Origin of the sequence: Achromobacter sp. DH1f (assembly GCF_000633435.1) — a bacterium.
In the GTDB taxonomy this organism is placed as follows: domain Bacteria; phylum Pseudomonadota; class Gammaproteobacteria; order Burkholderiales; family Burkholderiaceae_B; genus Achromobacter; species Achromobacter deleyi.
The window spans coordinates 17,416-41,870 of sequence record NZ_AYMF01000041.1 but is presented as its reverse complement, the minus strand read 5'-3'; the positions used below and the strand labels follow the sequence as shown (position 1 = coordinate 41,870).

Annotated in this window: 22 protein-coding genes; 7 read left to right on the top strand and 15 right to left on the bottom strand. The window is 63.1% G+C overall.

Going from position 1 to position 24,455, the window contains the following annotated elements:
* The first annotated feature begins 40 nt into the window (after positions 1 to 40).
* Complete coding sequence (locus U858_RS0130875) at positions 41 to 1,003, top strand: LysR family transcriptional regulator (RefSeq protein WP_025140970.1); 963 nt, start codon at positions 41 to 43, stop codon at positions 1,001 to 1,003.
* A 13-nt stretch (positions 1,004 to 1,016) separates the two neighbouring features.
* Here the strand turns inward: U858_RS0130875 and U858_RS0130870 are convergent, their stop codons facing one another.
* From U858_RS0130870 to U858_RS36040, 8 genes are all read right to left on the bottom strand, one after another.
* Complete coding sequence (locus U858_RS0130870) at positions 1,017 to 1,913, bottom strand: amidohydrolase (RefSeq protein WP_025140969.1); 897 nt, start codon at positions 1,911 to 1,913, stop codon at positions 1,017 to 1,019.
* Positions 1,910 to 2,524 (bottom strand): carboxymuconolactone decarboxylase family protein, encoded by a 615-nt coding sequence (locus U858_RS0130865; protein WP_025140968.1) that lies wholly within the window; start codon positions 2,522 to 2,524, stop codon positions 1,910 to 1,912. Before U858_RS0130865 ends, U858_RS0130870 begins: the two co-directional genes overlap by 4 nt.
* Positions 2,525 to 2,537: 13 nt before the next feature.
* On the bottom strand, positions 2,538 to 3,152 hold the full coding sequence (locus tag U858_RS0130860) for a glutathione S-transferase family protein (protein WP_025140967.1): 615 nt from the start codon (positions 3,150 to 3,152) through the stop codon (positions 2,538 to 2,540).
* 37 nt (positions 3,153 to 3,189) lie between these two features.
* Positions 3,190 to 3,834: a flavin reductase family protein gene (locus tag U858_RS0130855; protein WP_025140966.1), complete on the bottom strand. Its 645-nt coding sequence runs from the start codon at positions 3,832 to 3,834 to the stop codon at positions 3,190 to 3,192.
* A 22-nt stretch (positions 3,835 to 3,856) separates the two neighbouring features.
* Positions 3,857 to 4,813, bottom strand: a complete 957-nt coding sequence (locus U858_RS0130850) for a tripartite tricarboxylate transporter substrate binding protein (protein WP_081821789.1) — start codon at positions 4,811 to 4,813, stop codon at positions 3,857 to 3,859.
* A 35-nt stretch (positions 4,814 to 4,848) separates the two neighbouring features.
* On the bottom strand, positions 4,849 to 5,829 hold the full coding sequence (locus tag U858_RS0130845; protein ID WP_025140964.1) for a tripartite tricarboxylate transporter substrate binding protein: 981 nt from the start codon (positions 5,827 to 5,829) through the stop codon (positions 4,849 to 4,851).
* 259 nt (positions 5,830 to 6,088) lie between these two features.
* Positions 6,089 to 6,802, bottom strand: a complete 714-nt coding sequence (locus U858_RS0130840; RefSeq protein WP_051593726.1) for an imm11 family protein — start codon at positions 6,800 to 6,802, stop codon at positions 6,089 to 6,091.
* Positions 6,717 to 7,055, bottom strand: coding sequence for a hypothetical protein (locus U858_RS36040; RefSeq protein ID WP_198529773.1), 339 nt, complete (start codon positions 7,053 to 7,055; stop codon positions 6,717 to 6,719). The genes U858_RS0130840 and U858_RS36040 overlap by 86 nt, the downstream gene beginning before the upstream one ends.
* A 925-nt stretch (positions 7,056 to 7,980) precedes the next feature.
* Here U858_RS36040 and U858_RS34515 point away from each other — a divergent pair.
* Positions 7,981 to 9,360, top strand: a complete 1,380-nt coding sequence (locus tag U858_RS34515; RefSeq protein ID WP_157838884.1) for an HNH endonuclease — start codon at positions 7,981 to 7,983, stop codon at positions 9,358 to 9,360.
* A 286-nt stretch (positions 9,361 to 9,646) separates the two neighbouring features.
* On the opposite strand, the gene U858_RS0130830 is transcribed toward U858_RS34515, so the two are convergent.
* The 3 genes from U858_RS0130830 to U858_RS0130820 all read right to left on the bottom strand — a co-directional run bounded on the left by U858_RS0130830 (position 9,647) and on the right by U858_RS0130820 (position 14,355).
* Positions 9,647 to 11,017, bottom strand: coding sequence for a DUF1214 domain-containing protein (locus tag U858_RS0130830; RefSeq protein ID WP_198529772.1), 1,371 nt, complete (start codon positions 11,015 to 11,017; stop codon positions 9,647 to 9,649).
* Positions 10,987 to 12,453 carry a DUF1254 domain-containing protein gene (locus U858_RS0130825; protein ID WP_029954582.1) on the bottom strand — a complete coding sequence of 489 codons (1,467 nt, stop codon included), beginning with the start codon at positions 12,451 to 12,453 and terminating at the stop codon, positions 10,987 to 10,989. The genes U858_RS0130830 and U858_RS0130825 overlap by 31 nt, the downstream gene beginning before the upstream one ends.
* A 252-nt stretch (positions 12,454 to 12,705) precedes the next feature.
* Positions 12,706 to 14,355, bottom strand: coding sequence for a sensor domain-containing diguanylate cyclase (locus U858_RS0130820; RefSeq protein WP_232786638.1), 1,650 nt, complete (start codon positions 14,353 to 14,355; stop codon positions 12,706 to 12,708).
* 401 nt (positions 14,356 to 14,756) lie between these two features.
* On the opposite strand from U858_RS0130820, the gene U858_RS34510 reads away from it, so the two are divergent.
* From U858_RS34510 to U858_RS0130805, 3 genes are read left to right on the top strand one after another with little or no spacing between them, the layout of a single operon-like run.
* On the top strand, positions 14,757 to 17,900 hold the full coding sequence (locus U858_RS34510) for an autotransporter outer membrane beta-barrel domain-containing protein (RefSeq protein ID WP_081821788.1): 3,144 nt from the start codon (positions 14,757 to 14,759) through the stop codon (positions 17,898 to 17,900).
* Between the two features lie 16 nt (positions 17,901 to 17,916).
* Positions 17,917 to 18,774 carry an alpha/beta fold hydrolase gene (locus U858_RS0130810; RefSeq protein WP_025140957.1) on the top strand — a complete coding sequence of 286 codons (858 nt, stop codon included), beginning with the start codon at positions 17,917 to 17,919 and terminating at the stop codon, positions 18,772 to 18,774.
* 54 nt (positions 18,775 to 18,828) lie between these two features.
* The gene (locus U858_RS0130805) at positions 18,829 to 19,755 is read left to right on the top strand and encodes an alpha/beta hydrolase (RefSeq protein WP_025140956.1); all 927 of its coding nucleotides are present in this window, start codon (positions 18,829 to 18,831) and stop codon (positions 19,753 to 19,755) included.
* A gap of 85 nt (positions 19,756 to 19,840) precedes the next feature.
* Here U858_RS0130805 and U858_RS0130800 read toward each other — a convergent pair whose 3' ends face one another.
* Positions 19,841 to 20,611, bottom strand: coding sequence for an APH(3') family aminoglycoside O-phosphotransferase (locus tag U858_RS0130800; RefSeq protein ID WP_025140955.1), 771 nt, complete (start codon positions 20,609 to 20,611; stop codon positions 19,841 to 19,843).
* Between the two features lie 29 nt (positions 20,612 to 20,640).
* The gene (gene ftrA / locus U858_RS0130795; protein WP_025140954.1) at positions 20,641 to 21,648 is read right to left on the bottom strand and encodes a transcriptional regulator FtrA; all 1,008 of its coding nucleotides are present in this window, start codon (positions 21,646 to 21,648) and stop codon (positions 20,641 to 20,643) included.
* Between the two features lie 125 nt (positions 21,649 to 21,773).
* Here ftrA and U858_RS0130790 point away from each other — a divergent pair, with 125 nt between their 5' ends.
* Positions 21,774 to 22,211, top strand: coding sequence for a rhodanese-like domain-containing protein (locus U858_RS0130790; protein WP_025140953.1), 438 nt, complete (start codon positions 21,774 to 21,776; stop codon positions 22,209 to 22,211).
* Positions 22,212 to 22,257: 46 nt separating this feature from the next.
* Here U858_RS0130790 and U858_RS0130785 read toward each other — a convergent pair whose 3' ends face one another.
* Positions 22,258 to 23,115 carry a LysR family transcriptional regulator gene (locus tag U858_RS0130785; RefSeq protein WP_025140952.1) on the bottom strand — a complete coding sequence of 286 codons (858 nt, stop codon included), beginning with the start codon at positions 23,113 to 23,115 and terminating at the stop codon, positions 22,258 to 22,260.
* A gap of 84 nt (positions 23,116 to 23,199) precedes the next feature.
* On the opposite strand from U858_RS0130785, the gene U858_RS0130780 reads away from it, so the two are divergent.
* On the top strand, positions 23,200 to 23,580 hold the full coding sequence (locus U858_RS0130780) for a tautomerase family protein (protein ID WP_025140951.1): 381 nt from the start codon (positions 23,200 to 23,202) through the stop codon (positions 23,578 to 23,580).
* A gap of 11 nt (positions 23,581 to 23,591) precedes the next feature.
* Here the strand turns inward: U858_RS0130780 and U858_RS0130775 are convergent, their stop codons facing one another.
* Positions 23,592 to 24,437: a dienelactone hydrolase family protein gene (locus U858_RS0130775; RefSeq protein WP_025140950.1), complete on the bottom strand. Its 846-nt coding sequence runs from the start codon at positions 24,435 to 24,437 to the stop codon at positions 23,592 to 23,594.
* Between the last annotated feature and the right edge of the window lie 18 nt (positions 24,438 to 24,455).

Genomic DNA, 24,455 nt, shown 5'->3' with positions numbered 1-24,455 from the left:
GTACCCTTATGCCGTCTAATTCGTTGCCGCCTTATCGATCATGCCGCCTGCCAAAGCCACGGGCCTGAGCCTGGACGTCACCGCCGACCTGCACAAGTGGCGGGCCTTCCTGGCCATCGCGGAACTGGGCAGCATCTCGCGCGCCGCCCTGTACCTGGACCAGGACCAGTCGGTGCTGAGCCGCCGCATCAACGCGCTGGAACGCGAGTGCAATGCGCGGCTGTTCAATCGCACCGGCCGCGGCGTGCATCTGTCCGAGGTGGGCGAACGCCTGTTTCCGCTGGTGCGCACGCTGCTTGGCGACGCCGAGCGGCTGGAACTGGAACTGAACGGCGAGGCGCGCGAACCGGCCGGCGAAGTCACGCTGGGGCTGCTGCCGTCCACCGCGCATCCGCTGATCCGGCGGCTGTTCTCGCGGCTGCGCAAACAGTTCCCCAAGGTACACCTGAAGATTCTCGAAGGCTCCAGCGGCCAGATCGAAGAATGGCTGACCGACAGCCGGGTCGACATCGCCATCCTGTACCGCTATGGCGACAAATGCCCGCCGGGCGAGCAAGCGCTGGCCTCGGTCGATTCGTACCTGGTGGGCGCCGCGGGCGATCCCCTGACGAGCGGCGGCGAAGTCGCGTTCGAACAGCTGGACGGCCTGCCCTTCATCCTGCCCGGCGCGCCCAACGGCCTGCGCAATGCACTGGACGGACTGGCCCGGGCGCGCAAGATCACCATCGCGCCGCTCATCGAGGCCGATTCGCTGCCGCTGATGAAGTCCATCGTCGAGCACGAGCACATGTACACGGTGCTACCGCTGCACGCGGTCTGGCAAGAGGTGCAGGAAGGCCGCCTGGGCATCGCCGCGCTGCGCGATCCGGCCATGGGCCGCATCATCTCGATGGCATTTGCCCGCGCCAAGGGGCCCGGCCGCACCGTCACCGAGGTGGCGGCGCAGATCCAGAGCCTGGTGCGCGAGATCGGCGGCGAAGGCGTGTGGCATGCCAGCCCCTGACGGGGCCGGCGCTTCAGGCGAAGCCGTACAGCCGCGCCGGGTTATCGACCCACACCTTGCGGCGCAGGGCATCATCGCCCAGCCAGCGCTGCGCCACGGCCACTAGGGCGTCGGCCGAGGGCGCGGCCTCGCCCATGCGCACGAACGGCCAGTCCGAGCCCCACAGCACCTGGTCGGGGTTGGCCGCGACGAAGGCGTCGTGGATGAAACGCGCGCTCTCGTAGTCCGGCGCGCTACCCACGCGGCACAGCGTCAGCTTCATCCACAGGCGGCCATCGGCCAGCAGGCCGCGCAGCAGCTGGAACGCCGGATCCTGCTCGCCACGCGCGGGCACCAGGCTGCCCAGGTGGTCGATCACCAGCGGCAGGTTCAACGCCGCCAGCGTCGGCAGGTGCCGCAGATAGGTGTCGCACGGCGCCCACAGCTGCGCGTGCAGGCCGTATTGCTTCATGCGCGGGGCCAGCGCGGCGACCTGGTCGAAGCCGACACTGCCCGGAAACAGGTTCCCGGCCGGGTCGCGCGCCTCGACAAAGCGCAGCCCGCGCACGCCGCCGTCATACAGGGCCTGCAGTTGCGCGTCGCTGACCGACGGGTCGGCCACCGCGATGCCGCGCAGGCGGTCGCCGCCCAGCGCCAGCGCGTCCAGCAAGGCGTCGGGATGCGTGCCGTAGGGCGCGGGCTGCACCAGCACGCCGCGTGCGGCGCCCAGGGTGTCCAGCATGCGCAGGTAGCGCTGCGCCGACGCGTCGGGCGCGGCATAGGACGACGGATGCCAGAGCGGAAAACGGTCGTAGGGGCCGAACACGTGGCAGTGCGTGTCGCAGGCCTGCGGCGGCAGCGGCTGGGCGGGGGCCGCCGGCATGCGCGGTGTCTCGACGCTGTCGGGCACGTAGGCGCTGGCGGCGGTCATGCCTTGCCCTGCCCGGCCAGCGGTGCCAACCGGCTCAGCGCCGGCCGGCCATCCTGCTCGGGCACGTCCAGCGGCGCGGGCGCGTCGTCCGGCATCGGGATCTCATGCGCGTTCAGCGTCATCGACACCATGGTGTAGTAGCCGATGACGGCGGTCAGCTCGACCACCCCCACCGCGGCCCAGCGCCGCACCGCCTCGGCGTAGAGCGCGGGCTCGACCTGGCCGGTCTCCTGCAACTGGCAGGCGTAGGCGTAGACGATCTCGTCGTCGCGGTTGTCGAAGGCAGGTTCGCGGCGGGCCTGGATGGCGTCCAGCACCGCATCCGACATGCCGGCGGCGCGGGCGGCCTGGGCATGGATGTGCCATTCGATCTGGCTGTTCCAGCGCCGCGCGGTGACCACGATGGCCAGTTCGCTGACGCGCGGCGGCAGGCTGGTGCCAAAGCGCAGTAACGCGCCCAGCGCCTGCCAGCGCTCGGCCAGCTCGGGATTGTGCAGCGCCGCGCGCAAGGGGCCGACCAGCCGGCCGCGCGGGCCGGAGACGATGCGCTCGTAGACGCGCTTCTGGTCGTCGCTCATGCTGTCGGGCGTGGGCAGGGGAATGCGGCTCATCATCGTCCTTCGCTCAAGGGGTTTCGTCGGGCTGGCTGCGTTGCACCGAGGGCCGCGCGCTGAAGTCCTGGTGCCAGGCGGCCAGCGCCGGATGGCCGTCGCGCCAGGCCAGGTCCGAGAAACGATAGTCCAGATACGATAGCGCGCAACCGATGGCGATCAGGCCCAGGTCGAAGCGGCTGGCCCGCAGCGCCGGCGCCTCGGCTTCCAGCACGGCCAGCACGGCGCGCGTCTTCAGCGCGAAGGCATCGAGCCAGGCCGGGGTCTGCTTGTCGACCGGTTTGTTGCGCTCCTGCCGATACAGCAGCAGCGCGTCCAGGAAACCGTCGCCCAGCGCCTGGCGCCGTTCGGCCAGCAGGCGCGCGGCCGGGTCCGCCGGTAACAAGCCGGCGCCGGCCAGGCCGTCCAGATAGGCGCAGATGACGCGCGAGTCGTACACCGGCGTGCCGTCGTCCAGCACCAGCGTGGGCAGCTTGATCAACGGGTTGTCCGCCACCAGGTCAAGGTTGGGCTTGTCCATCGCCACCGGCGTGCGCACCAGCGTCACGCGGTCGGCAATGCCGGCTTCGTACAGGACGATCATCACCTTGCGCACGAAGGGCGAGCGCGGCGACCAATGCAGTTTCATCAAAAGGCTCCCTATGGATTCGAATTCGTGACGCGCTTCAATGGCCCTGGGCCGGCCGCACCGCCGGATCGTTGGCGGCGTCCGGCGCGCGCATCTGGAACAGGTCGCTGGTGTGCGCATACCAACCGGCGCCGTGCATGCGGCCCAGCAGGCGCAGCGCGGGCGTGTCCACATGAAAGCGCTGCGCGTCCAACAGCGCGTCGTCGCGCAGGTACAACGCCACCACCCGCGCCAGCACGATGACCCGCTGCGGCGCGGCATCTAGCACCTGCCACACCCGGCATTCCAGCGCTGCCGGGCTGAGCGCGATGCGCGGCGGCGCAACCACCAGCGACGGTTCGGTCGCCAGCCCGGCGCGCGTCAGCTCGTCCACCTCGGACACGTAGTCCAGGCTGGTGTGATTCATCTGCGCGGCCAGCTCGGCCGACACCAGATTGATGACGAACTCGCCCGTCTCAAGAATATTGCGCGACGTGTCTTTGAGCTGCCCGCCGCGCGGGCCAATGCCCAGCGCCACGATCGGCGGATCGCTGCTGACCACGTTGAAGAACGAGAACGGCGCGGCGTTGCGTTGCCCCTGCGCCGACTGGCTCACCACCCAGGCGATGGGCCGCGGCACCACCACGCTGGACAGCAGCTTGAAGGCATTGGTCGTGCTCAGTTCGCTGAAATCGAAATTCATGGATGATGCGTCCCTTGCGTCCTCATTTGGCCAGCAGCCCCAGCGCGCCCAGCAGTCGGCGCATGTCGGCCTGGTCCTTGGCGACGTAGGCGTCCGCCTCCTGCGGCGACAACGCCATCAACGCTATCGCCTGCTCCTGCATCACGCGGCGGTAGTCGGGATCGTCGTTCACGGCCCGGACGGTCTCGCTCAGCGTGCGCACGATCTCGGCAGGCGTGCCGGCCGGCGCCGCCAGGCTATACCAGGTGGCCGCGTCCGCGCCCGCCACGCCCGCTTCGGCCAGCGTCGGCACGTCCGGCAGCAAGGGCGAGCGCTTGTCCGACGCATAGGCCAGCGCCACCAGGCGCCCCTGGCGGATGAACGGCAGGCTGGCCGACAGGTTCAGCATGGCCAGGTCGGTCTGGCCGCCCACCACGTCGTTGATGGCAGGCGACGCGCCGGCATAGGGAATGTGGTTCAGCTGCACACCCGCGACCTGCTGAAACAGTTCGGCGCCCAGGTGCGTGGCGCCGCCCACGCCGGCCGAGCCGTAGCTCCACTTGCCGGGTTCGGCCTTGGCGCGAGCGATCAGCGCCGGCACCGAACGGATGCCGCGCGACGGATTGACCACCAGCATGATGGGCTGCACCGCCACCACCGCGCAGAAGGCGAAGCCCTTGACGCCGTCGTACACGGTCTTCTGCATCAGCGGCGTGACCACGTGGCCGGCCGAGGTGCCCAGCAGCAGCGTGTAACCGTCCGGCTTGGCGCGCGCCACGAAGCCGGTGCCGATGGAAGCGCCGCCGCCCGGCTTGTTCTCCACCACCACCGGCTGGCCCAGGCGCTTTTCCAGCGCCCGCGCCAGGCTGCGCGCCACCACGTCGGCGGGGCCGCCCGCGGCATAGGGATTGACCAGAATGACGGGCCGGTCGGGATACGCCGCCACGGCAGAGGCGCCAGCGACGGACAGCGCAACCGTCGCCAGCAGGGATCGAAGCATCGTACGCATGGGATTTCCCTAGTAGGGCCGAGGCCTCAATCGGCGCGCGCGCCGGACTGTTCGATGATGCGCGCCCATTTCGCCGTATCGACGCGGATGCGTTCGGCAAAGGCCTCGGGCGTGCTGTGAGTGGTCTGGATGCCATAGCCGGCCATGCGCTCGACCATCTGCGGCGACGTCATCACCGCCTGGATGTCGGCATTCAGGCGGTCGATGACCGGACGCGGCGTGCCCGCCGGCGCCAGCACCCCCGACCACAGGCTGACCTCATAGTCCTCGAACCCCGGCGTCTCCGACATCGACGGCACGTCGGGCAGCGCCGCCAGCCGCTGACGGCTGGTCACGGCCAGCGCCCGCACCTTGCCCTGCTTGACCTGCTCGATGAAGTTGGACGAGGTGTCGATCATCATCGAGATGCGGCCGGCCAGGAAGTCATTGATGGCGCCCGACGTGCCCTTGTAGGGAATGTGGCGGATGTCGGCATGCGCCGCTGTCTTGAACATCTCGCCCGCCAGGTGGCTGGTGGTGCCGTTGCCCGACGAACTGAAGGTCAGCTCGCCCGGCCGCTCGCGCGCCATCTCGGCCAGCGCAGCCACCGAGTCGACCTTCAGCGCGGGGTTGACCACCAGCAGGTTGGAGGTCAGGTTGGTCAGCGACACCGGCGCGAAGCTGCGCTGCGGGTCATAGCGCAGCTTGGGATACAACGACGGATTGATGGTCAGCACGCCCATGGTCGAATACAGCAGCGTGTAGCCGTCCGGCGCGGCGCCAGCCACGGCCTCGGCGCCGATGGCGCCGCCAGCCCCCCCACGGTTTTCCACCACGACGGTCTGGCCAAGCTTTTCGCCCAGCCCTTGCGCCAGCGAGCGCGCCATCAGGTCGGTGGCCCCGCCGGCCGGGAACGGCACGATCAGTTTGACCGGCCGGTCAGGATACGCCCCGGCCGCCACCGCCGCCGATATCAGGCCCGCACCGAGCCACAGGCTGACCGCGGTCAGCGCACTTGCCATTCTCATGCTGTCTCCACCCTGGGGGTTCTTGTGTTTGCAGCATGGTAGGCGCGACGCAGATACGGCGCTATGCGCAGGACCGCATATCTGCTTTGCTCGACGTCGGGGAATGGGGCGGCGGTGCGACTACGACGGGAACACCCGCCTCACGCAAGACTGGGGAGGCCGCGGTGCGGCCGACGTTGGGCGTCATCGCCGAATATTGGCGTCGCGCCTGAATGCCGGCGCACAACCTCATTCAAGAATCCGTTTGAAGGCGCCTTTCTTAGAGATCGGCGACATCGCGCAGCCGTACGCCGGAGAAGTTAGCCGCACGCAATGCGTCAAACATCGCGCGGTCGCAGATGGGAGGCGCGCCCATGCGGTCCTGGCGGAAGATATGGGCATCCCCCACAACATCCCGTCTGAACACCAGGCTGGCCCCGCCGACGAGGCTATAGAGCTTCTCCTCCTCGCCGGTCTGATCATTGTGGTCGAGCTTGATCCTCACGCGAGAGGAGGCTTCATCCAGGGCATCAATTCTGCGCAGCACATTGCCCAGGTAGTACTGAGGACCGGGGCTGCCGTCAGCAAGGCTGAAGTCGCAGGCCACAAATGCAAACGCCTCGGCGTCCATTTGTTCAAACAGCCGCTTCAACGGCTCGGACACAACCCATATGCCGGCGAACTCTTCCAGATCGCGTGGCATTGCGCCCTTCCCCGGTACATGAACCAGGTGGGGACGCTCTGGATACTGATTTGGCGTTCCGTCAGGGCGCGAGACGACATGCATTCCCGGTTGGATCAACTTTTCTTCGTTGGCGATTTCTATGCCGGGAATCCCGCCGTTGCTCAAGAAGCTGGCGTCGATCAGGAAAAACTCGCCCTTTTGAGAGGCGGCTGCGGCTGAAATTTCAGTGGCGGTTGGTTCGGTCACGGTGGCTTCCGTCGTGGCGGCTAAAGGGGTCGACTTCGCTGAAGCCAATCTTGAGGCATCCATTTTTGCTCGGAGTGAACTGGATATACATAGCCTGCGGCAGAACTTCGTAGCTGTTAAGCAATTTTCGAGGGTATCTCATTGGATGCAATGCCTCGCCTTGCTTTGCTTTGCTGCGCAGGGTGTGTCCAGCGGCTTTGCATGGGGTCCACAATAGTAAATTGTGGCCGCTCTCGTTCATGAATGCTTCACGGGCGGCTTTGGAGAGATGGTCTGCATCGACCGCAAGAGAAAGAGAGATGACCTGGGATTTCAAAAAAGGCTAATTCGCTGATTTAAACCAACACCAGTGCGGTCGGCTAAGTTGCAATTCTGGGCCGGAATTACTGGCTGGAAGACCGCAATCCGTCGGACTCGGCCCGTTGACGACGCCCGCTCTCGGCCAAGAGCGGACAGTCACCAGGAGACTCTTTTGGTTTGCTCAAACATCGGCAAGATTCTGCCCCAATAAGATCGATTGGGCTCCATATTTTTAAGCTATTAATTCTGCCCAGTAGCTTATCGTCTATTTGTAATTATGCTGGGGGATTGATGTCGGACGTCATAACAGTACCGCTCGTCTGGACTTGCGTTGATTGGCTTCCTCATGAGACTTGGGGCAAAACACTCTTGCCGAGGCTGGTAAATGCCGGAGCAATTTCTAAGCGCCTGGATCGCAGCGTTTATGTCATTCGCCTCGCTGGAAACTTCGCTATTAGCTACCCAGATGGGGAGTCTCCTGTTGTGTACGTAGGAGAGGGCAGCTTCGGCAGCAGGATTGCATCTCACAAAAAATGGGCGCGTAAGCTCGAAGAATTAGTGGGTGAGTTTAAATTCCAAGTTTGCGTAGCAACGCCAAGAGTGAGGAATCAGCCCAACACGTACCTCGACTGTGAAGCGGCCGTTCTGCATAGATTCGGCGAGCGCTTTGGGTCCGCGCCCTTGTGGAACAAGCAATTTGAGCGTCGACGCTTTCAGCATCATAACTACAGTCAAGACAAGCTTGACTACGTCATTGGAAAGCGGAGCGGTGCCAAGTATCACTGGGCACTTAAGCCGATGCGAGCATCGCCTTTCTACGCGAGCTACCTAAAAACCCACATATGACAGTTAACTCTCCGACTAGCCTGAAGGATAAGGTGTCAGACACCATTGCTTGATTACACCATTGCTTGATTCAAACGGCCTTTTGAGGACCATTAGTGACGATCTACTCGCTTCCATCCGACCGCGCATATCTGGAGAAATTGCAAGTGCTGAAGGCTGGGCAGCGCTGGTTTTCTTTCGATGTGCCGATGAGTGATGCCCGCAACGGGAACGCCAAGCGATTTGGCATGACGATCTGGAACTTCCACTGCATTAACGGCACGCGGGAGTTCGAGCGGTGGGGTATCACAAAGAACCCTGAGACGGGGGAGTACTGGTACCGTGCTGCGAAAGAGCGTGACCGGTCCACCTCACAGCACCGGCAGTCATTGTGGGATGCGCTGCATATCGCTGCAGCCATGCCACAGCCTTTCCCAATGAGGGCCATCCTGAAAGATGGTAAGACGCGCCGTTGCTCGCCGGACCACGTCTTTGACATCACTGATGTCCGGCTCCAGGACGATGGTTCCGCCCTTTGGCTCAAGCTGCAAGTGCCAATGGCAGGCACTGGCACCGGGTACGAGGAGGTCGCTCTTCCGAACACACAAGCCCTCGATGGCTCGGGGCCGACACGTAAATCCAGAGGCCATATTCTTCCTGACAATGACTACCTGGCGATTCGCGATGCAGCAGTACGTACGTATCTGCAGGACTCCAAACGCGCACATGAACTTGAGGCCTTGAGCGAAATCCATGGCATCAACAAAGACACTGCCAGTGCAAACTTCAACAATTTCCGATGCCTAGTCGCGGGGGAAACGTTTAAGGCACCGATGCGCGCTTTCGGGCTGCAGCTCTTTGTCGACGCGATCATTACTCGGCTTGGAGAGCGCGTAGTGCCTAACGTGATTCAGGCCATCGAGGGTTACGTTCATTACGCAACAACAAGCCTCAAACAAAACGCTCTTGGCTTCCAGGCCATTCTCAGCGCACTTAAGCTTGAGGCTGCGCAGGCGCAAGCCGTGAAGGAACTGCTAATAGCGGGAGCGTTGCCTGCAAGCAGCGGCTACGGCGGCTCGGTAGACCCTGTTGCATCAGAGCTACTGCGGGAAGTTTGGGTCCGCGGACCTCAGCATGCAGCTTTTCGGCGAGCTCTTCAACGCCGATGGTCGGACAAGTGCTCGGTTCACGGCGTCACTTGCAATGACCAGCTCCGTGCGTCGCACATCGTCGCGTGGAGTCTTGACGTAGCTCTTCGCGGCGACGTGAACAACGGCCTGCTGCTATCCGTGCCACTGGACAACTTGTTCGACCGCGGCCTGATCTCATTCGATGATGCCGGAGCCATCATCTTGCCCACCAAGCTTACACCCGATACCCGTAAACATTTTGGAGTCCATCCCGGTCTGCGGATTGCTTGGGATCACCTTCCAGAGTGCGACAAAGCAGCGCTTCGAGCTACGCTCGCGAGGCACCGTGCGCGGCATGATCTTTGAGAGAAGCATCGGGCAACGCTGGACCGCACTCATTGGTTCAACACCGCAATAGATTTTTGCCTCTATTGGAAGCGCTTTGGCGAGCTTGCGACACCAGAATATTTAGCGGAGACGTCCTGATTGGAGCTACCAGCGAGAGGTACCCGAGGATAAAGTATCAGACTACGTTTTCGAAATCTGGCGATCAAACGATCTTGATTTGCATCCGAAACGGACCCAGCGGTCGGTTTTCCGCGCAAATCAACACTATATGGCCAAGGGAATCCTGAATCCGACCGCATTTGCTTCATTGCCTGAGTAGCGCTGGCGGGAAGTAAGTCCGCTGCGCGACCGCTCCTTGTCCACGATAGAAGCGGAACGTCAGGCTATAGCTCAACCCCTTTGGTGTCGGCAACCAGTTCCCTTCTGGCGCGTTTGCAGGTTTCTGGTCGGCTAAATACAACGTTAGCGATCCGTCCTGTGCGTACTGCAGATGCGATTCCTTGCTGATCAGGTAGCGCTTAAGTGAATTGGGGAGCACGCGCCTATGCACTCCATCGACCGCGATCACAGACCAGAAGTAGGTAGCAAACTGCGCGGGAAGCTGCTCCTTGCTGAAGTGCAGTGTGTAAGAATGATCGCCTGACAACCGCTGTCCGTCGGGGTCGACAAAGGCTTTGTAGTAGATCACCTCTTCGGGGACATTGGCCCAGATGCCACCGTCGTTGATGAGCGTACGCATAAGCCAATCACTGCCGTAGGAGCCAGATATTTTTGGCAGCACCCAACCGTTATGCTTGGGGCTGCCAGCTATCGTCAACATCGCCTGGTTCAGGTCAGCGAATGCCTTGCGGCGGACCACTTGGTCCACACGCTGGCGCTCAGCCGGATCCTTGACGGCCAGGGCAATCATGCGCGTGCTAGCCTGCATATTTTCCATGCCCGGATTGATGTCGGCTTCACTGTCCAGTGCCGCTTGCGCCGATTCGAAAGCTTCGACGCCAGGCAGTTCTCCTATGTCAAACATCACCGTGTGCGGCACCTTCGGCGGCACGGGCTTACCAGTGGAGCGGATCTCAAACTTCTTCTGCAGCGCCACCGCCTCATCCCAGTTCGCGCCCAGTTCGACGCGCGATAACACGCGCATATTTTTCACCGGCACGTCAACGCGGAGCGCCGCCGCTGGCAGCTTGACGTCGGCACCTCGCAGGCATACGGCAAATTCTCCGTATGGATGCTGTGGATACAACCGCTCGTTGAGATTGAGCACCGTCTCGCCCCAGCCATTAAGGAACTGCATGGTGTAGTAGCGGCCGGAGATTTTGGGCACTGTCACCAGTGCGCAGCTCTTCTCGTCGACTGTCACCCAAGCTTCTGAGTAGGCCACGTCCAGGTTCGGGTTGGGCCACGCAACCTCGCCGGGCTTGCGATGCATCAATTGGTTCCACTTGAAACCCTCCTTGAAGTCGAGCTGCTGCTGACGCAACACGAGCAGACGACTCAGCAAGTAGATATAGCTGTCACTAATTACCTGCTCGCTGGCAGGTGCAGTAACCGGCTGTGCGCCTAACATGCCCGAGAAAAGAACCGCGGCCAGTCCGCCCACAAATGACGATTTCACGCGCATTGCAGTCTCCTTGCTCAAGTTCAGTTCAGCCGCACGGCGGGTGGTGTCCACGTACCTTCCATTACCGCAGGCTGCGGCCAGTAGGCCCGAATGTAGAGCGAGAAATCGCCTTGGGGCGCTGGCAACCAATTGGCGCGCTGTGCGGCGTCACGCGGCTCGTCTGCCTGCACGTAGATCGTCAGCGAACCATCGGGTGACAGTTGCAGGTCCTTGTTCTTCGTACCGACGGAAAAGCGATTGATCGGGTTGGCAACGAAGAAATGATGCTCGTTGTAGATCGACAGCGACCAGAAACCATTGACGGGCGGCGTTCCTCCCTTGGGAAAGGTGACGGTATAGCGGTTTTTACTGTTCAGCCGGGTGCCATCGGTGTCCAGGTCTTGGTAGAAATACTTCGTCTCGTTCGGTGAATTGACGAAGATATTGGACTTGGCAACCGCCGTGCGCGTGAAGTAGTCGGTGCCGAAGGCCGATTCATTGGAGATCGTGCTCCAGTGTTGCGGCAACTGCTGCCCGTAGTTGCGGAACTGGAAAAGCGGCTTGACGAGCTTGTCGTCCGCATCCTTCGCGCCTTCGATCATCGCCTGCCTGATCTTCGGGTCGTTCCTGGCTGCTGCCAGCACCGCGAGCACCTGTGCGTAGCGAGCTTCCTCGCCCGGCATGGGTGGAGCATCGGCCAACACAAGGGGCAACTCGTCGACAAAACTCTCCGGCACCACCCATTGTGTTTCCTGATCGCTGGCTGGCGGTGCAGCCACCGTCGGAAGAGTGGCCCAGTCGGTCCTTTTCATGTGACCGTCATACTCGGCGAGTGGATAGATAGCAATGCCCGGCAGCACGCGCTGGATGGCCTGCTTATCCTGCGGCGTATCGTCCTGGAAGACGCGCGGTGCAGCCAGACCCGTGTTGGTCGACGAGCGAAACACCTTGGTGATTCCCTTGGGCACTTCACCGTGCCAATTGGGGCCGACAAGCAGATAGAAACCCGGTGTCGTGCCATACATTTTGCCCAGCTGCACGAAGCTGTCCGTGCGCAGATCGACGATCTGGTAGACCCAAAAGCGTTCTCCGAAATCGGGCACCTGGACGACGACAGGTGAAACATCAAGCGCCAATGCGCCGATTCCGTAGACCACGTCTTGGTTCGGGCAGGCAACCGCGCGCTCCAATGGATCGACGTAATCGGTGAACATGCCGACGCGGTTCAGCGGGACGACCATCAAAGGACCCGCACGCGCCGTCTGCTGCACCTGCGCGTAACCGAGCCGGCGTTTGTAGACGTTGAGCATCGGCCACGCCCAGAAATACGCATCGCCACCGACGTGGCGCGCATATTCCTCGGTGATTTTGACGCGAGTGTCTGGGCCTGCAGGGAGCGCCTGCGACCAGCCAGGCGACAAGATTGGAGCAGTCTGGCCCGAACTCGTCGCGGGCCAGATCAGGTGAGTGAGTATTACGGTCAATGCAATACGCTGAAAGCGGCCCATTATCTTTCGCCTCCTTTGACTGTCCCAACCTCAGAAAAGTAGATCAGCAAATACGGGGCGATGCAAGTACCACATCAGATTTCCGTGTACGCGCGCTCCGGATCGACAGCTACCTAAAAACAACTCGGTATGGTGTGCGCGATAAACCCAAGGTGGCATCAAAAAATAACGGGTCAGACTACAGTATTGTTGGCGAAACCGTAGTCTGACACCATTTTGGTCATGAACTAGACTTTGCCGTTGACAAGGCTGTCAGCTATTTCGCACGAGAGGAATGCCGTTATCTGCTGAACGTGCTTCATGTATAACGTCAACCGCCTGCCCCCCTTTAACAGCCTGCTGCGCCCGCCGTGCCTGTTTGTCTGCATACATAAGCTGATCAGCCTGTTTGAGAGCGGCTTGCAACGAACTGACGGCGGGGTCCACGGTGACGATGCCAAAGCTTGCACCTCGATAGTGGAAACTGCAGTCGGCGGCGGTGTAGGTACCGATCAGCGGCTGCGCCAGCCGGTTGCGCATCTCGTCGACGACCCTTTGCGGATTGTCGGACCTGGACGGATCCACGAGTCCAATCACAACGAACTCGTCGCCGCCCCATCGACCCAGCATGTCGCTCGCACGGAGACCGGCCGACATGCGCCGGCCCACCTCGATCAGGAATCTGTCGCCGACCTCGTGCCCATAGGTGTCGTTGATGGGTTTGAACCCATCCAGATCGATAAACGCTACCAGAACCCATTGCTGTGTCCGCTTTGCCAGCGCGAACAACCGCTCCAATTCAGCCAACACTGCGCGTCGATTCGGCAGGCCGGTCAGCGCGTCATAGTTGGCGGCATACCGTTCATCCTGTCGGCGCATGACGATCTGCCTAGCGACATGGCCCGTCAGCAGAATCAGGACCAGGCCGACCACCGCAACCAACCCGGCGATCCAAAAGTGCTGCCTGCGCATGGGTGCCAGGTGCTCCAGCGTCGCCAGCGTGAGCAACTGATATTGGGTACCCGACAACGGCTGGCGCCGCAGCAGATAAGGCCGGCCGTCGATGAGCCATTGGTCGGCAAGGTCCGAGTCGCCTGCCGGGCGCACGTCCATGCGTTCGCCTGGATCTTCCTCACCATCCGGCGCAAGCACCATGCCTGGCGGCAGGAGCGCTGCGACATTGCGCAGCATGAACAGCTCTGACGACGCCGTGATCACCCGCCCCTGACGATTCACGATCAGCGCGACATGGCGCCCTGTCAAATACAGCGCGACCTCTGGCGCGTCGAACTTGACCGTGACGGAACCCAACGGCACGTCGTTCGCGTCCTCGATACGACTGGCCACGAAATAGGATGGGGATTTATTCAAACGCGCGATACCGAAATAATGACCATTGCCGGTACGCAACGCGTCAATCAGATAGGGCCGCCCCGAATAGATCATGCCCACGATGCTGTCGGGTTCGGCCCAGTTGCTGGCCGATACGGTGTCGTCCGACATGTTATTCATGTAAATGCGGGCGTAGCGCAGGTCACTGGCCAGCGCGTTCATGAAATCGCCGACCCTGCGCACCAGCGGATCGCTCGCAAACTGCGCAGCGCGCTGCTGCCGTGTCAGCGCGGCGGCCCCAGGGGGATCCGTGCGATAACGCATGGCGAGTTCAATCACCAGGCCCTGCCGCGCCACCATATTGGCCACGCTCGCCATCTCGGTGAACAGCCGGTCCATGACGCGCGCAGTCGTTTTCGCTTCGTATTCGGCGCTAGCCGCCGACCTCGCCAATTGCGCTGACACGATTCCCTGCGAAATCCACCATCCCAGACCGGCCACCAGCGCCAGCCAGACGACAGCGAAACCCAGCGTGACGCGGCGCACGGTGCGCCACGTCTGTTGTTCACGCCCGCCTTGCTGCAGCAACACGTCGTTCTCCCTCGCCTCGCCAATCGTCGAAAAGCGCTTTATTCGGTATGTGTGACCTTCTCGCTGCTGGCAGCAGTATGCGCGTGGACCCGTCCTGCCCATTCTCCCAGGCGATATTCAAAAATATCGCGATAGGTGCACCGACGCGTCTCGCGTTGGATTTATCGGCTCGCTGGAGCAGGAACAAGCATCGACACCATATCGCAGCCGCTTGGCTTCGTTTTTTTTGTTGACAATACTTAACAGTGAGATACCGACAATATACGTGGTTCGAACCGATAGTCTCTTTTTTGCGACCATTTCCCCCGTCATGTGTTAGCCTTTTCGCCTAGTTACAGATATTGCCAGTTTCATCAAGTCTGACCGTGTGAGTTGTCTACCGCAACTTCTGGAGTGTCGCTATGAAACGCTGGTTAGTATCAGGCTCATTATTTCCGCGGCGTTCGGCGCTGCACTGGCTATATCCCGTAGTCGCCACGGGGTCGCTATTCCCCGCAGTAAACGATGTCTGTGCGCAGACGGTCGGTCCCGGACCGATCGGCACGCCCGTCAACGTGGGCAGCGGCACCACCACCGTGGTGGGCGGCACCACGATCACCACGCCAGGGACGTCATCGGCCGTGTCCGGCGGGACATTGATCGTCGATCCCGCAGCGGGCCCCAGCCCCGGATCGGTGTCATTCTCGGCAAGCAACTTCAATGCGTTCGGCATCTACGCCACAGGCGGAACGATCACCTTCCGCAGCGGCGCCGCGCCCGGCATCACCACGTCCATCACGACCACGGGGAATGCGGCAGCCGCGCTGTGGACGCAGAACACCGGGGTATCGGCGACGTCGCCAGGCGGGCTGAACATCCATACCACCGGCGGCTACGGCATCGTCGGCGGCCTGCCCGTCGGCTCTTACGGCGTCGTCGCCAGCCACAACAGCAGCATGTCCCTGACCCAGGCCAACATCCTCACGGAAGGCCTGGGCGCGACGGGCGCCTATGCCTTCGGCAGCCAGGTCACGCTCAACAACGTCACCATCAGCACGATGGGCAACGCCTATCGGGACGGCACCGGCACCTATGGCGCCTATGGGGCGCTGGCCAACGCCCTGAATGGCGTGCGCGGCAAGTTGATGGTCACGGGCGGCACCATCTCGACGGCCGGCGACGTGGCCTACGGGGTGGGCGCCATCGGCTCGGACGCCACGATCAACGGCACCACCATCACCACGACGGGCGCCAGCGGCAGCGGCCTGTTCGCCAACGCGGGCACAATCACCGCATCGAACGTGGCGGTGACCACCTCCGGGGCGTCGGGCTACGGCGCCTATGCGGTCATGGGGTCGACCATCACGCTGCAGGATGCACGCGTCACGACCCAGGGCAGCTCCGGCTACAACTTGCTCAGTTACGGCGCGAACTCTCGCGTGATCGGGACCAACGTCACGGCGCTGTCCACGAACAGCAATGCGCCCGGCGCGACGGCCTGGGGCACGACGGCCACCGACAATGTGGCACTGAGTCTCACCGGCGGGTCCGTCCAGACGCAAGGCGCCAATTCCCACGGCCTGTACGCCCGCGGCGCGCTGGCGACCCTTTCTGTCGATGGCACGTCGGTCACCACCAGCGGCCAGGGCGCGTTTGCCGCGCGCGTGATCAACGGCACTTTGAACGCCAGCAATGCCACCTTGCAGGCAAGCGGCGTCGATGGGACAGGTTTGGGACTGAGCAGCGACGCGGGGGTCACGGCCACCGCGACCCTGACGGGCGGCACGCTGACCAGCGCGCAATCCGATGCCATCGCCGTCAATGGCGGCACCGCCCAAGTCACGTTGACGGGCACGCAAGTGACGGGCGCGCCGCGCTGGCTGCATGTGATCGGCACTTCGACGCTGGCCGCCAACCCGCTGGCGGCGCCGGATGGGACGACCGCCACCGGGGTCAACTCGACGGGGCTTTCCGGGGTGGGGGTGACGATTCTGCCAGGCGCCGTCAGCGCGCCCGCGGCGGGGCCGACGAGTGTCGCCACGATCAACGCGTCCGGCGCCACGCTCAATGGGTCGGCGTTGACCGAGGCCGGCACCACGTCCACCGTCTCGCTAAGCAATGGCACGGTCTGGAACATGTCCGGCAGTTCAAACGTGACCTCGCTGACCAACAACGCCAGCCAGATTCTGTTCACGGCGCCGTCGTCGGGCGCCTTCAAGACATTGACCGCCGCCAATTACACCGGATCTGGCGGGGGCCTGATCGGCTTGAACACCTATCTGGGGGACGACAGTTCCCCCTCGGACCGGCTGGTCATCGATGGCGGCGCCGCGACAGGCGCCACGGGCTTGCGCATCGCCAATGCCGGCGGGCCGGGGGCCTTGACCACGGCCGCCGGCATCAAGGTCGTCGACGCCATCAACGGGGCCACGACCCAGGCGTCCGCATTCTCCTTGACCGGACGGGCTGTCGCTGGCCCCTACGAATATCGGCTCTACCAGGGCTCGCCCGCGGCACCTGCCGATCAGAGCTGGTACCTGCGGTCGGAAAAGGAACCGGATCCGCCCGTGCCCCCTGCCCCGCCCGGCCCCACGCCCGATCCCGAACCGCTGTACCGGCCCGAAGTCGCGGCGTACCTGGCCAACCAGCGCCTGGTCGGGCAGATGTTCGTGCAGAGCATGCACGACCGGCTGGGAGAACCGCAGTTCATCGAGTCGCAAGCGTTCCCGAATGACGACAGCAAGCGCAAATCGATCTGGTTGCGCGCGGTGGGCAAATGGGAAGGCAGCCACAGCCGCGACGGCAATTTTGACGTCAGCACCGACCTGTTCCTGTTGCAGGGCGGCGGCGATCTTGCGCAGTGGAAACTGTTTTCAGAGACCGATCGCCTGCATCTGGGGGCCATGCTCGGCTACGGCACGGCCGACAGCACGGCCCGCGCCGACGGCAACCCGTACAAGGCCAAGGGACGCGTCAACGGGTACAGCGCGGGCCTGTACGGCACCTGGTTTCAAAACGACGAAACCAAACTGGGCGCCTATGTGGACACCTGGTTCCAATACGGCTGGTTCAACAACCGGGTGCAAGGAACCGACCTGCCACGAGTCGACTACGACTCTCAAGCGTGGGCGGTGTCCGCGGAAGCCGGCTACGCGTTCAAGCTGCGGGAAAACTGGATGCTGGAGCCGCAGGCCCAGATCATCTATGTCGACAGCAACACGGACAGCATCACGGAACAGAACGGCACCCGGGTAGACCGCGCCGACTCCAGCGGCACCATCACCCGCCTGGGGGTGCGCACCTTCACCACGCTGGACCTGGGCAACAACCGCAAGGCCCAACCCTTCGCGACCGTGAATTGGTGGCACAGCAGCGTCGACAGTTCCGTGTCGTTCAACCAACTGCCCGTCGGTGGTTTGTATCCCAAGGACCGCTATGAATTGAAGGTGGGCGTCCATGGCGACTTCACCAAGGGCTGGGCGGGCTGGGTCAACGCGTCGGGCAGTTGGGGCGCGCAGGACTACCATCAATATGTCGGGCGGATCGGCGTGAAGTACACCTGGTGATATTCGGAGTACCGATATGAAAAATCACTTCAGCCACTTCAAGAACCAGACCGTGACCACGGCCGATGGCGAGCGCATTTTCGTCCGGTCCGGCGGCGCGGGACCTGCCGTGGTGCTCATTCATGGGTTCGGAGATACCGGCGACATGTGGGGCCCGCTCGCGCAAGCCCTTGCCAAGACGCACCTGGTGATCGTGCCGGACCTGCGCGGCATGGGGCATTCGTCAAAGGCCGCCAGCGGCTACGACAAGAAATCGCAGGCTGTCGACATCCGTGCAGTGGTCACGGCGCTCAACCAGGACAAGACTGCCGTTGTCGGCCATGACATTGGCACGATGGTGGCCTATGCGTATGCCGCGAGCTACCCCGACAAAGTCGACAAGCTCGTCGTGATGGACGCGCCAGTGCCGGGCATTGCGCCTTGGGACCAGATCATCCTGTGGCCCGCGTTGTGGCACTTCAATGCCGGCGGGCCGGATTTCGAGCGGCTGGTCGCGGGCAGAGAACGCATCTACCTCGACCGATTCTGGAACGAATTTGCCGGCACGCCTTCCAAAATCGATGAAGCGACGCGACGCCACTACGCCGAACTCTATTCCCAGCCGGGCGCCATGCGCGCCGCCTTCGCGCAATTCAACGCCATCGCCCAGAAAGACGTCGCCGACAATATCGAACTATCCAAAACCAAACTCACCATGCCCGTGCTCGCCATCGGCGGAGAAAAGTCCTTCGGCGAGAACATGGCGATCGTCATGCGCAATGCCGCGACGAATGTGCGCGGTGAAGTGGTCCCGGATGCCGGACACTGGTTGATGGAAGAAAGCCCCGACGCCACGGTCGCGTTGATCGGAGGATTTCTGGCGGCCGCAATTTAGTGTGGCCGCAATTTAGTGTCAGACTACGGTTTCTCTCTTCGACGAAGAATACCTATGCCTCGACACTTTCCGCACGCGCTGGTGATCGCCCTGACGATCGGCTTCGGGACCCTTAGCGCTTCGACGCAGGCCCAGGTTCCGCCGACGCCAAAGGTGCAGTCTGGCAACGGGCATCCTTACGAGATCGCCGACAGCGAAGTATGGGACGTGCCTGATCCCGTTTCCCAGCGCGGCTACCAGGTCTTCGTTGCGTTGCCACCGTCCTATGCCAAACAGCCGCAGCGGCGTTACCCGGTGCTGTATGTGACCGACGCCGACTACGCCTTCCCGATCATCCGCCAGCTTGCGCGCCGCTTGAATGTCGAGGGCCCCAAGATCGAGGAGTTCATTCTCGTCGGCCTGTCGTATGGAAAAGGCGAGGACGGCGGTGTCAGCCGTCGGCGGGATTACACACCGACACCCAACGGCCCGAGCACGGACGTTCCCGGTTCAATCCACGGCCATTCGCAAGCCTATCAACAATATCTGCGCGACCAGGTCAAACCCTTCATCACCGCTCGCTATCGGACCGACCCAGCCACGGCAATCTTCCTGGGCCACTCCTACGGCGCCCTGTTGGGGACGCAGATTCTTTTCACCGATCCTGACTTGTTCAGCGGTTATATCCTCGGCAGTCCGTCGCTCTGGTACGACAAACGACATATCTTGAAGGTCGAAGCAAACTACGCCAAGCGCAATCAAGACCTCAAGGCGAAAGTCTTTCTTTATGTCGGCGCCTACGAAGCCTTGCGCAAGGGGGATCGACGCTACAACCAGACGGTGGACATGGTCGCCGACAACCGCGCCCTGGAAAAGACGCTGCAAAGCAGAAAATACCCAGGGTTGAAACTTGAGTCGGTGGTCTTGAACGACGAAGATCATGTCACCGTCGCACCACGAGGCTTCACGCGGGGATTGATGTATCTGCTGCCAGTGCGCTGAATCATCACCGTGCACGACACGGCGGGCCGGCCAGCGATCCGCGCTACCGGCTCTCGCTTCCTGCTTCGTGTTTGAACGCGGTCACTCAGAAAAACTCATCCAGCAAACAATAGAACGCCATGCGTTCGTGGTCGGGTTCCACGCCGTATTCACGAAAGAATGGCGCCACCCATGCTTGCCCGAGATTGCGCGCGATGCTTCGTGCGGTCAGTGCAAGGTCCTGGTATCTGTCACTGACGCCTAAGCGGCCGCAGTCGATGAAGCCCGTGAAATCGCTGCCGGCTGCCATGAAATTGGGCAGGCAGGCGTCGCCATGGGTCACGACAGGATCGCAGGCCAGCGGACGCGTCGACACCAGATCCGCCAGCACATCCGAAGCGCTCTGCCCTTGGCGTTCATCGTCAACGTCCGTTTCGTCGACGAGTCCCTGGCGCACACGATCTCTGGCGACAGCGATACGTTCCTCCAGGGGGTGGAGGAACGGGCACATTGCGATCGGCACCTGGTGGAGGCGACGGAGTGCCTGCGCCAGAACATCCACGATTTGAGCGGAAGGCAGGTCATCCGCACTGGCCAGATCGCGCCCGGGAACGGCAGTCATGAGCAGCCAATGGCGGGTGTCATCCGTCGTAAAACCGACCACGGCCGGCCCAGGCAGGTCCAACCGCTGCAGCCACTGAAGACGTTCGACTTCGCCAGGAAGCTCACTCAACAGGCCCGCAGGTTCGGACTTCAGGAATAGCGCCTGCCCGTCATCGCAATGGATGCGAAAGACTTCCGCTCCGGATTCTCCAATGACTTGTCGTTCGATGACCGCGCCAGCCAGTCTTTGCTGCCATATTTCGGGGATATGCATGTCGTCCACTTGTTGTCTTCCGGCGGAATCTACGTTGCGCGCAGCCGTCTATCGTCGCCACCCTCGTCTTTCAGCGGCGCTGCCCCCCGGCCAAACTTCTCCCGATAGGCCGCGGGACTCGTCAGCACGATCCGCCTGAAGTGCCTGCGCATCGATTCTTCCGACCCAAACCCCGCCAGCTCTGCAATCCGTCCAATCGGCAAGGCCGTCTGCGCTTCCAGCATGTCTCGCGCCGCCGCCACGCGTTCACGCACCAGCCATTCATATGGCGCCATGCCGGTGGCATCGTGGAATTGCCGTTGCAGCGTGCGCGGGCTCATCGCCGCGCGTTCCGCCAGCGAACGCAGCGTGTGCGGCAAGGCGGGATGCTGACGCATCCAGTCCATCAGTTTGGTCAGGCGTCCGCTGTCGTCCTGGGGCATGGGGCGCGGCACGAACTGTGCCTGGCCGCCTTCTCGGTGCGGCGCCACCACCAGCCGCTGCGCGACCCGGTTGGCCACGGCGCCACCGTAATCGCGCCGCACCAGGTGCAGCAGCATGTCCAGCCCCGCGGCGGACCCCGCCGACGTGATGATCTGGCCTTCGTCTATATATAAGGCGTCCGGCTCGACCCGCACGTTCGGATAGCGCCGCTGCAGCGCGGCGGCGTAGCGCCAGTGGGTGGTCACGGTCTTGCCGTCCAGGACGCCGGCCGCAGCCAGCACGAACACGCCCGAGCAGATCGAGCACAGCCGCGCCCCGCGCTGGTAGGCCAGGCGGATGCGCTTGAGCAGTGGCTCGGGCGGCAATTCGTCGGCGTCGCGCCAACCGGGCACCACGATCGTATCGGCGCGGTCCAGCATCTTCAGTGTGTAAGGCGCAGCGACCGTGATGCCGCCTGCGGCCCGCAGCGGACCCGGTTCGCTGGCGCAGACGGCGAAGCGATACCAGTCGACGCCGAGTTCCGGCCGTTCCAGCGCGAACAGCTCGGTGACGCAGCCAAATTCGAAGGTACAGAGCCGGTCATAAGCCAGCGCAACGACAAGATGATTAGCCATGGCGTGATGTTACCGAAGAATGGCATTTACGCCACTACTGCGAATGGCGGCCAACGGCCAGAATGACGTCACTGGATTGGTTTTCCAGGCACCGCTTCAACAACCCCTTCCCGCAGAGATCAACCATGTCGACCCCCAACGCCGTCACCGCCATCCCCGCCGCCCACAGCGAAACTGCCCTGGCCCACTTTCGTGCGGCCATGCAGTTCGAGACCGATTGTTCCGATGTTTCCAGCGCGCTGGCCAGCGGCGCACCGGGTTTCGTGCTGCTGGATGTGCGCAGTCCGGCGCTGTATGCGCAGGGCCACGTGCCGGGCGCGCTGAATCTGCCGCACGGCAAGATCGTCGAGTCCAAACTCGTGGACTACCCGGCGGATACGCTGTTTGTGACGTACTGCGCCGGGCCACACTGCAATGGCGCGACACGGGGCGCGATACGGTTTGCCCAGTTGGGGCGGCCGGTGAAGGTGATGATCGGCGGGATTACCGGGTGGCTCGATGAAGGCTTCGCGCTGGCGACGGACGTTGCGACGAATCGCAGTGAAACCGCTCAGCCGGGTTGATGGCCCGGCGCGGGACGGCGATCCGGGCCGGGGCGGGTAGCGTCGGCTACCCGCGCACCACGCTGCGAAACGCAGCGGAAAGTGCGGCCAGCGCATCCTGCGTGCGGGCATCCTGGCTTCGGGTGTGAAGCACGACGGGCAGAGACGGCAATTCGGGCAGCCCGAGTTTCGCGCCGATATCCACGGCGCCGAAGGGCAGCATCCTCGGCGCCAGCGCGGCTACGCCCAACCCCGCCATGACCGCCGCCGCGACGGCCGCCACGCCGCCGCCGACAAAGACTTCTCGCCAGGGGACGTGCGCGGCATCCAGAAGACTGGCGGCCAGCGCACGAACCCCGCAGGGCTCTGCCAGGGTGGCAAGCGGCAGGGGTTCGTCGGCTCGGTATTGCCAGCCCGGCGCGGCGAACCAGCCCAGTTTTTCTTCGGCAATCAGGGTCCCATCGCTGCGGCCGGCATTCAGGCGGACGATGACCGTGTCGAGTTCGCGGCGGTCGAAGCTTTGCAGCAGGTCGCCGGACGATCCGATCCGGATGTCGATCAACAACCCGGGATCTTGCGCGTTCATGCGTGCGATCAGCGCAGGCAGTTCCGGCCCCGCAACGTGATCGCTGATGCCAACTGTGATTCGCTGCCGAGCGCTGGAAAATGCCGCCAGGGCGCGGTCATGGGCCGCCAGCAGTTCACGCGCATGTTCCAGAAACATTGCTCCGCTTGCGGATAGCTCGACATACCGGGGCGTGCGCTCGATCAGTCGGGTATCCAGCCGGTCTTCCAGCCGCTTGAGCTTCAGGCTGATGCCGGCCTGCGTCGTCTGCAGCGCCTCGGCGGCCCGGGTAAAGCTTCCCAGCTCTACGATGCGGACGAAGGCTTTCACGGCATCGAGGTCAAGCGATTGCGCAGTCATTTCAGATATTTATCGTTGAAATAAACATCCATAGCGTATCAGAATGATTAGTATGGAGCGGTCCAACCCAAGGAGAGCCCCAACATGCCACTCGTTCATATCTCAATGCGCACCGGAAAGAGCGACGCCTACAGGCAGGCCATCTTCGACAGCGTCTATCGCGCGCTGCGCGACACCTTCAACGTTCCCGAAGACGATCAGTTCATGACCGTTACCCAGCATGACGCGGCGGACTTCCGCTATGGCAAGTCGTACCTGGGCGTTGCGCGTAGCGATGACCTGGTGTTCATCCAGATCACCGCCAACAACACCCGCACGCTGGAACAGAAGAAGGCGCTGTTTGCGCGGACGGCGGAACTGCTCGCCGAAAGCCCAGGCATTCGCCCGGAAGACGTGTTCGTGAACCTGGTGGAGGTGGCGAAAGAGAACTGGTCGATGGGCAATGGCCTCGCGCAATACGCCTGATCGCCTGCCCGCTACTCCCCCATCGAAAACCCCTGCTCGCGCAAGAACTTCGCCACGATCGGCTTCCACTTCTGCGGCGAATGGGTAAACAGGCTATGCCCGTTCTCGCCATCCGGCCCCATCGGCACAAACGTGGCGTGGCCGCCTGCCTGGTTGTAGGCGGCGACCCACTGCTTGGGCCAGTCGGGGCCCCAGTACAGGTCGTTTTCGGTGTAGATCCATAGCATCGGCAGGCGGGTCGCCTGGCCATAGGCGGCGTAGGTGGCTTGCAACCGTTCCGGCCCGCAGGACTTGCCGGGCGAGCGCACGGGGTCGCCGCCCGCCCCGCCTGCGAAGTTGATGGCGGCCTTGACCCCGGGCGGGTTCTGGGCCGCCAGCGCCACGGTGGAGCCTCCGCCCACCGACTGGCCCAGCACGACGATGCGCGAGGCGTCCACGTCCGGGCGTTGCGACATTGCCTGCACCACCTGGCTGATCTGGCTGGCGGCCCGGTCGAACATGGGGGTGAAGCGGCGGTCGCCGCAGGGGCCGCTGTTTTCCAGGTCGGGGCCGCCGGTGGCCCCGTAGCCCAGGCGCACCGGCACGGCCACCACGAAGCCCGCATCCGCGAAGAACTGCGAGGCCGACGTGTAGCGCGCCCGGCCCAGCTTGGCCCGGCCGGCCGGGTCGCCCGCCCGGCCATGGTTGATGACGATCAGCGGATGCTTGCCGGCGCCGGCGGGCGTGAATACGGTCACGACCAGGTCACCCGAGGCGGTGCCGCCGTTTTCCAGCGCGACCTTGACGGGGACTTTCTCGACGCTTTCGTTGGCGGCCTGCCTGGGCGGCGGCGCGGCGCAGGCCGTCAGCAGACTCATGCTTGCGATCATCGCGAT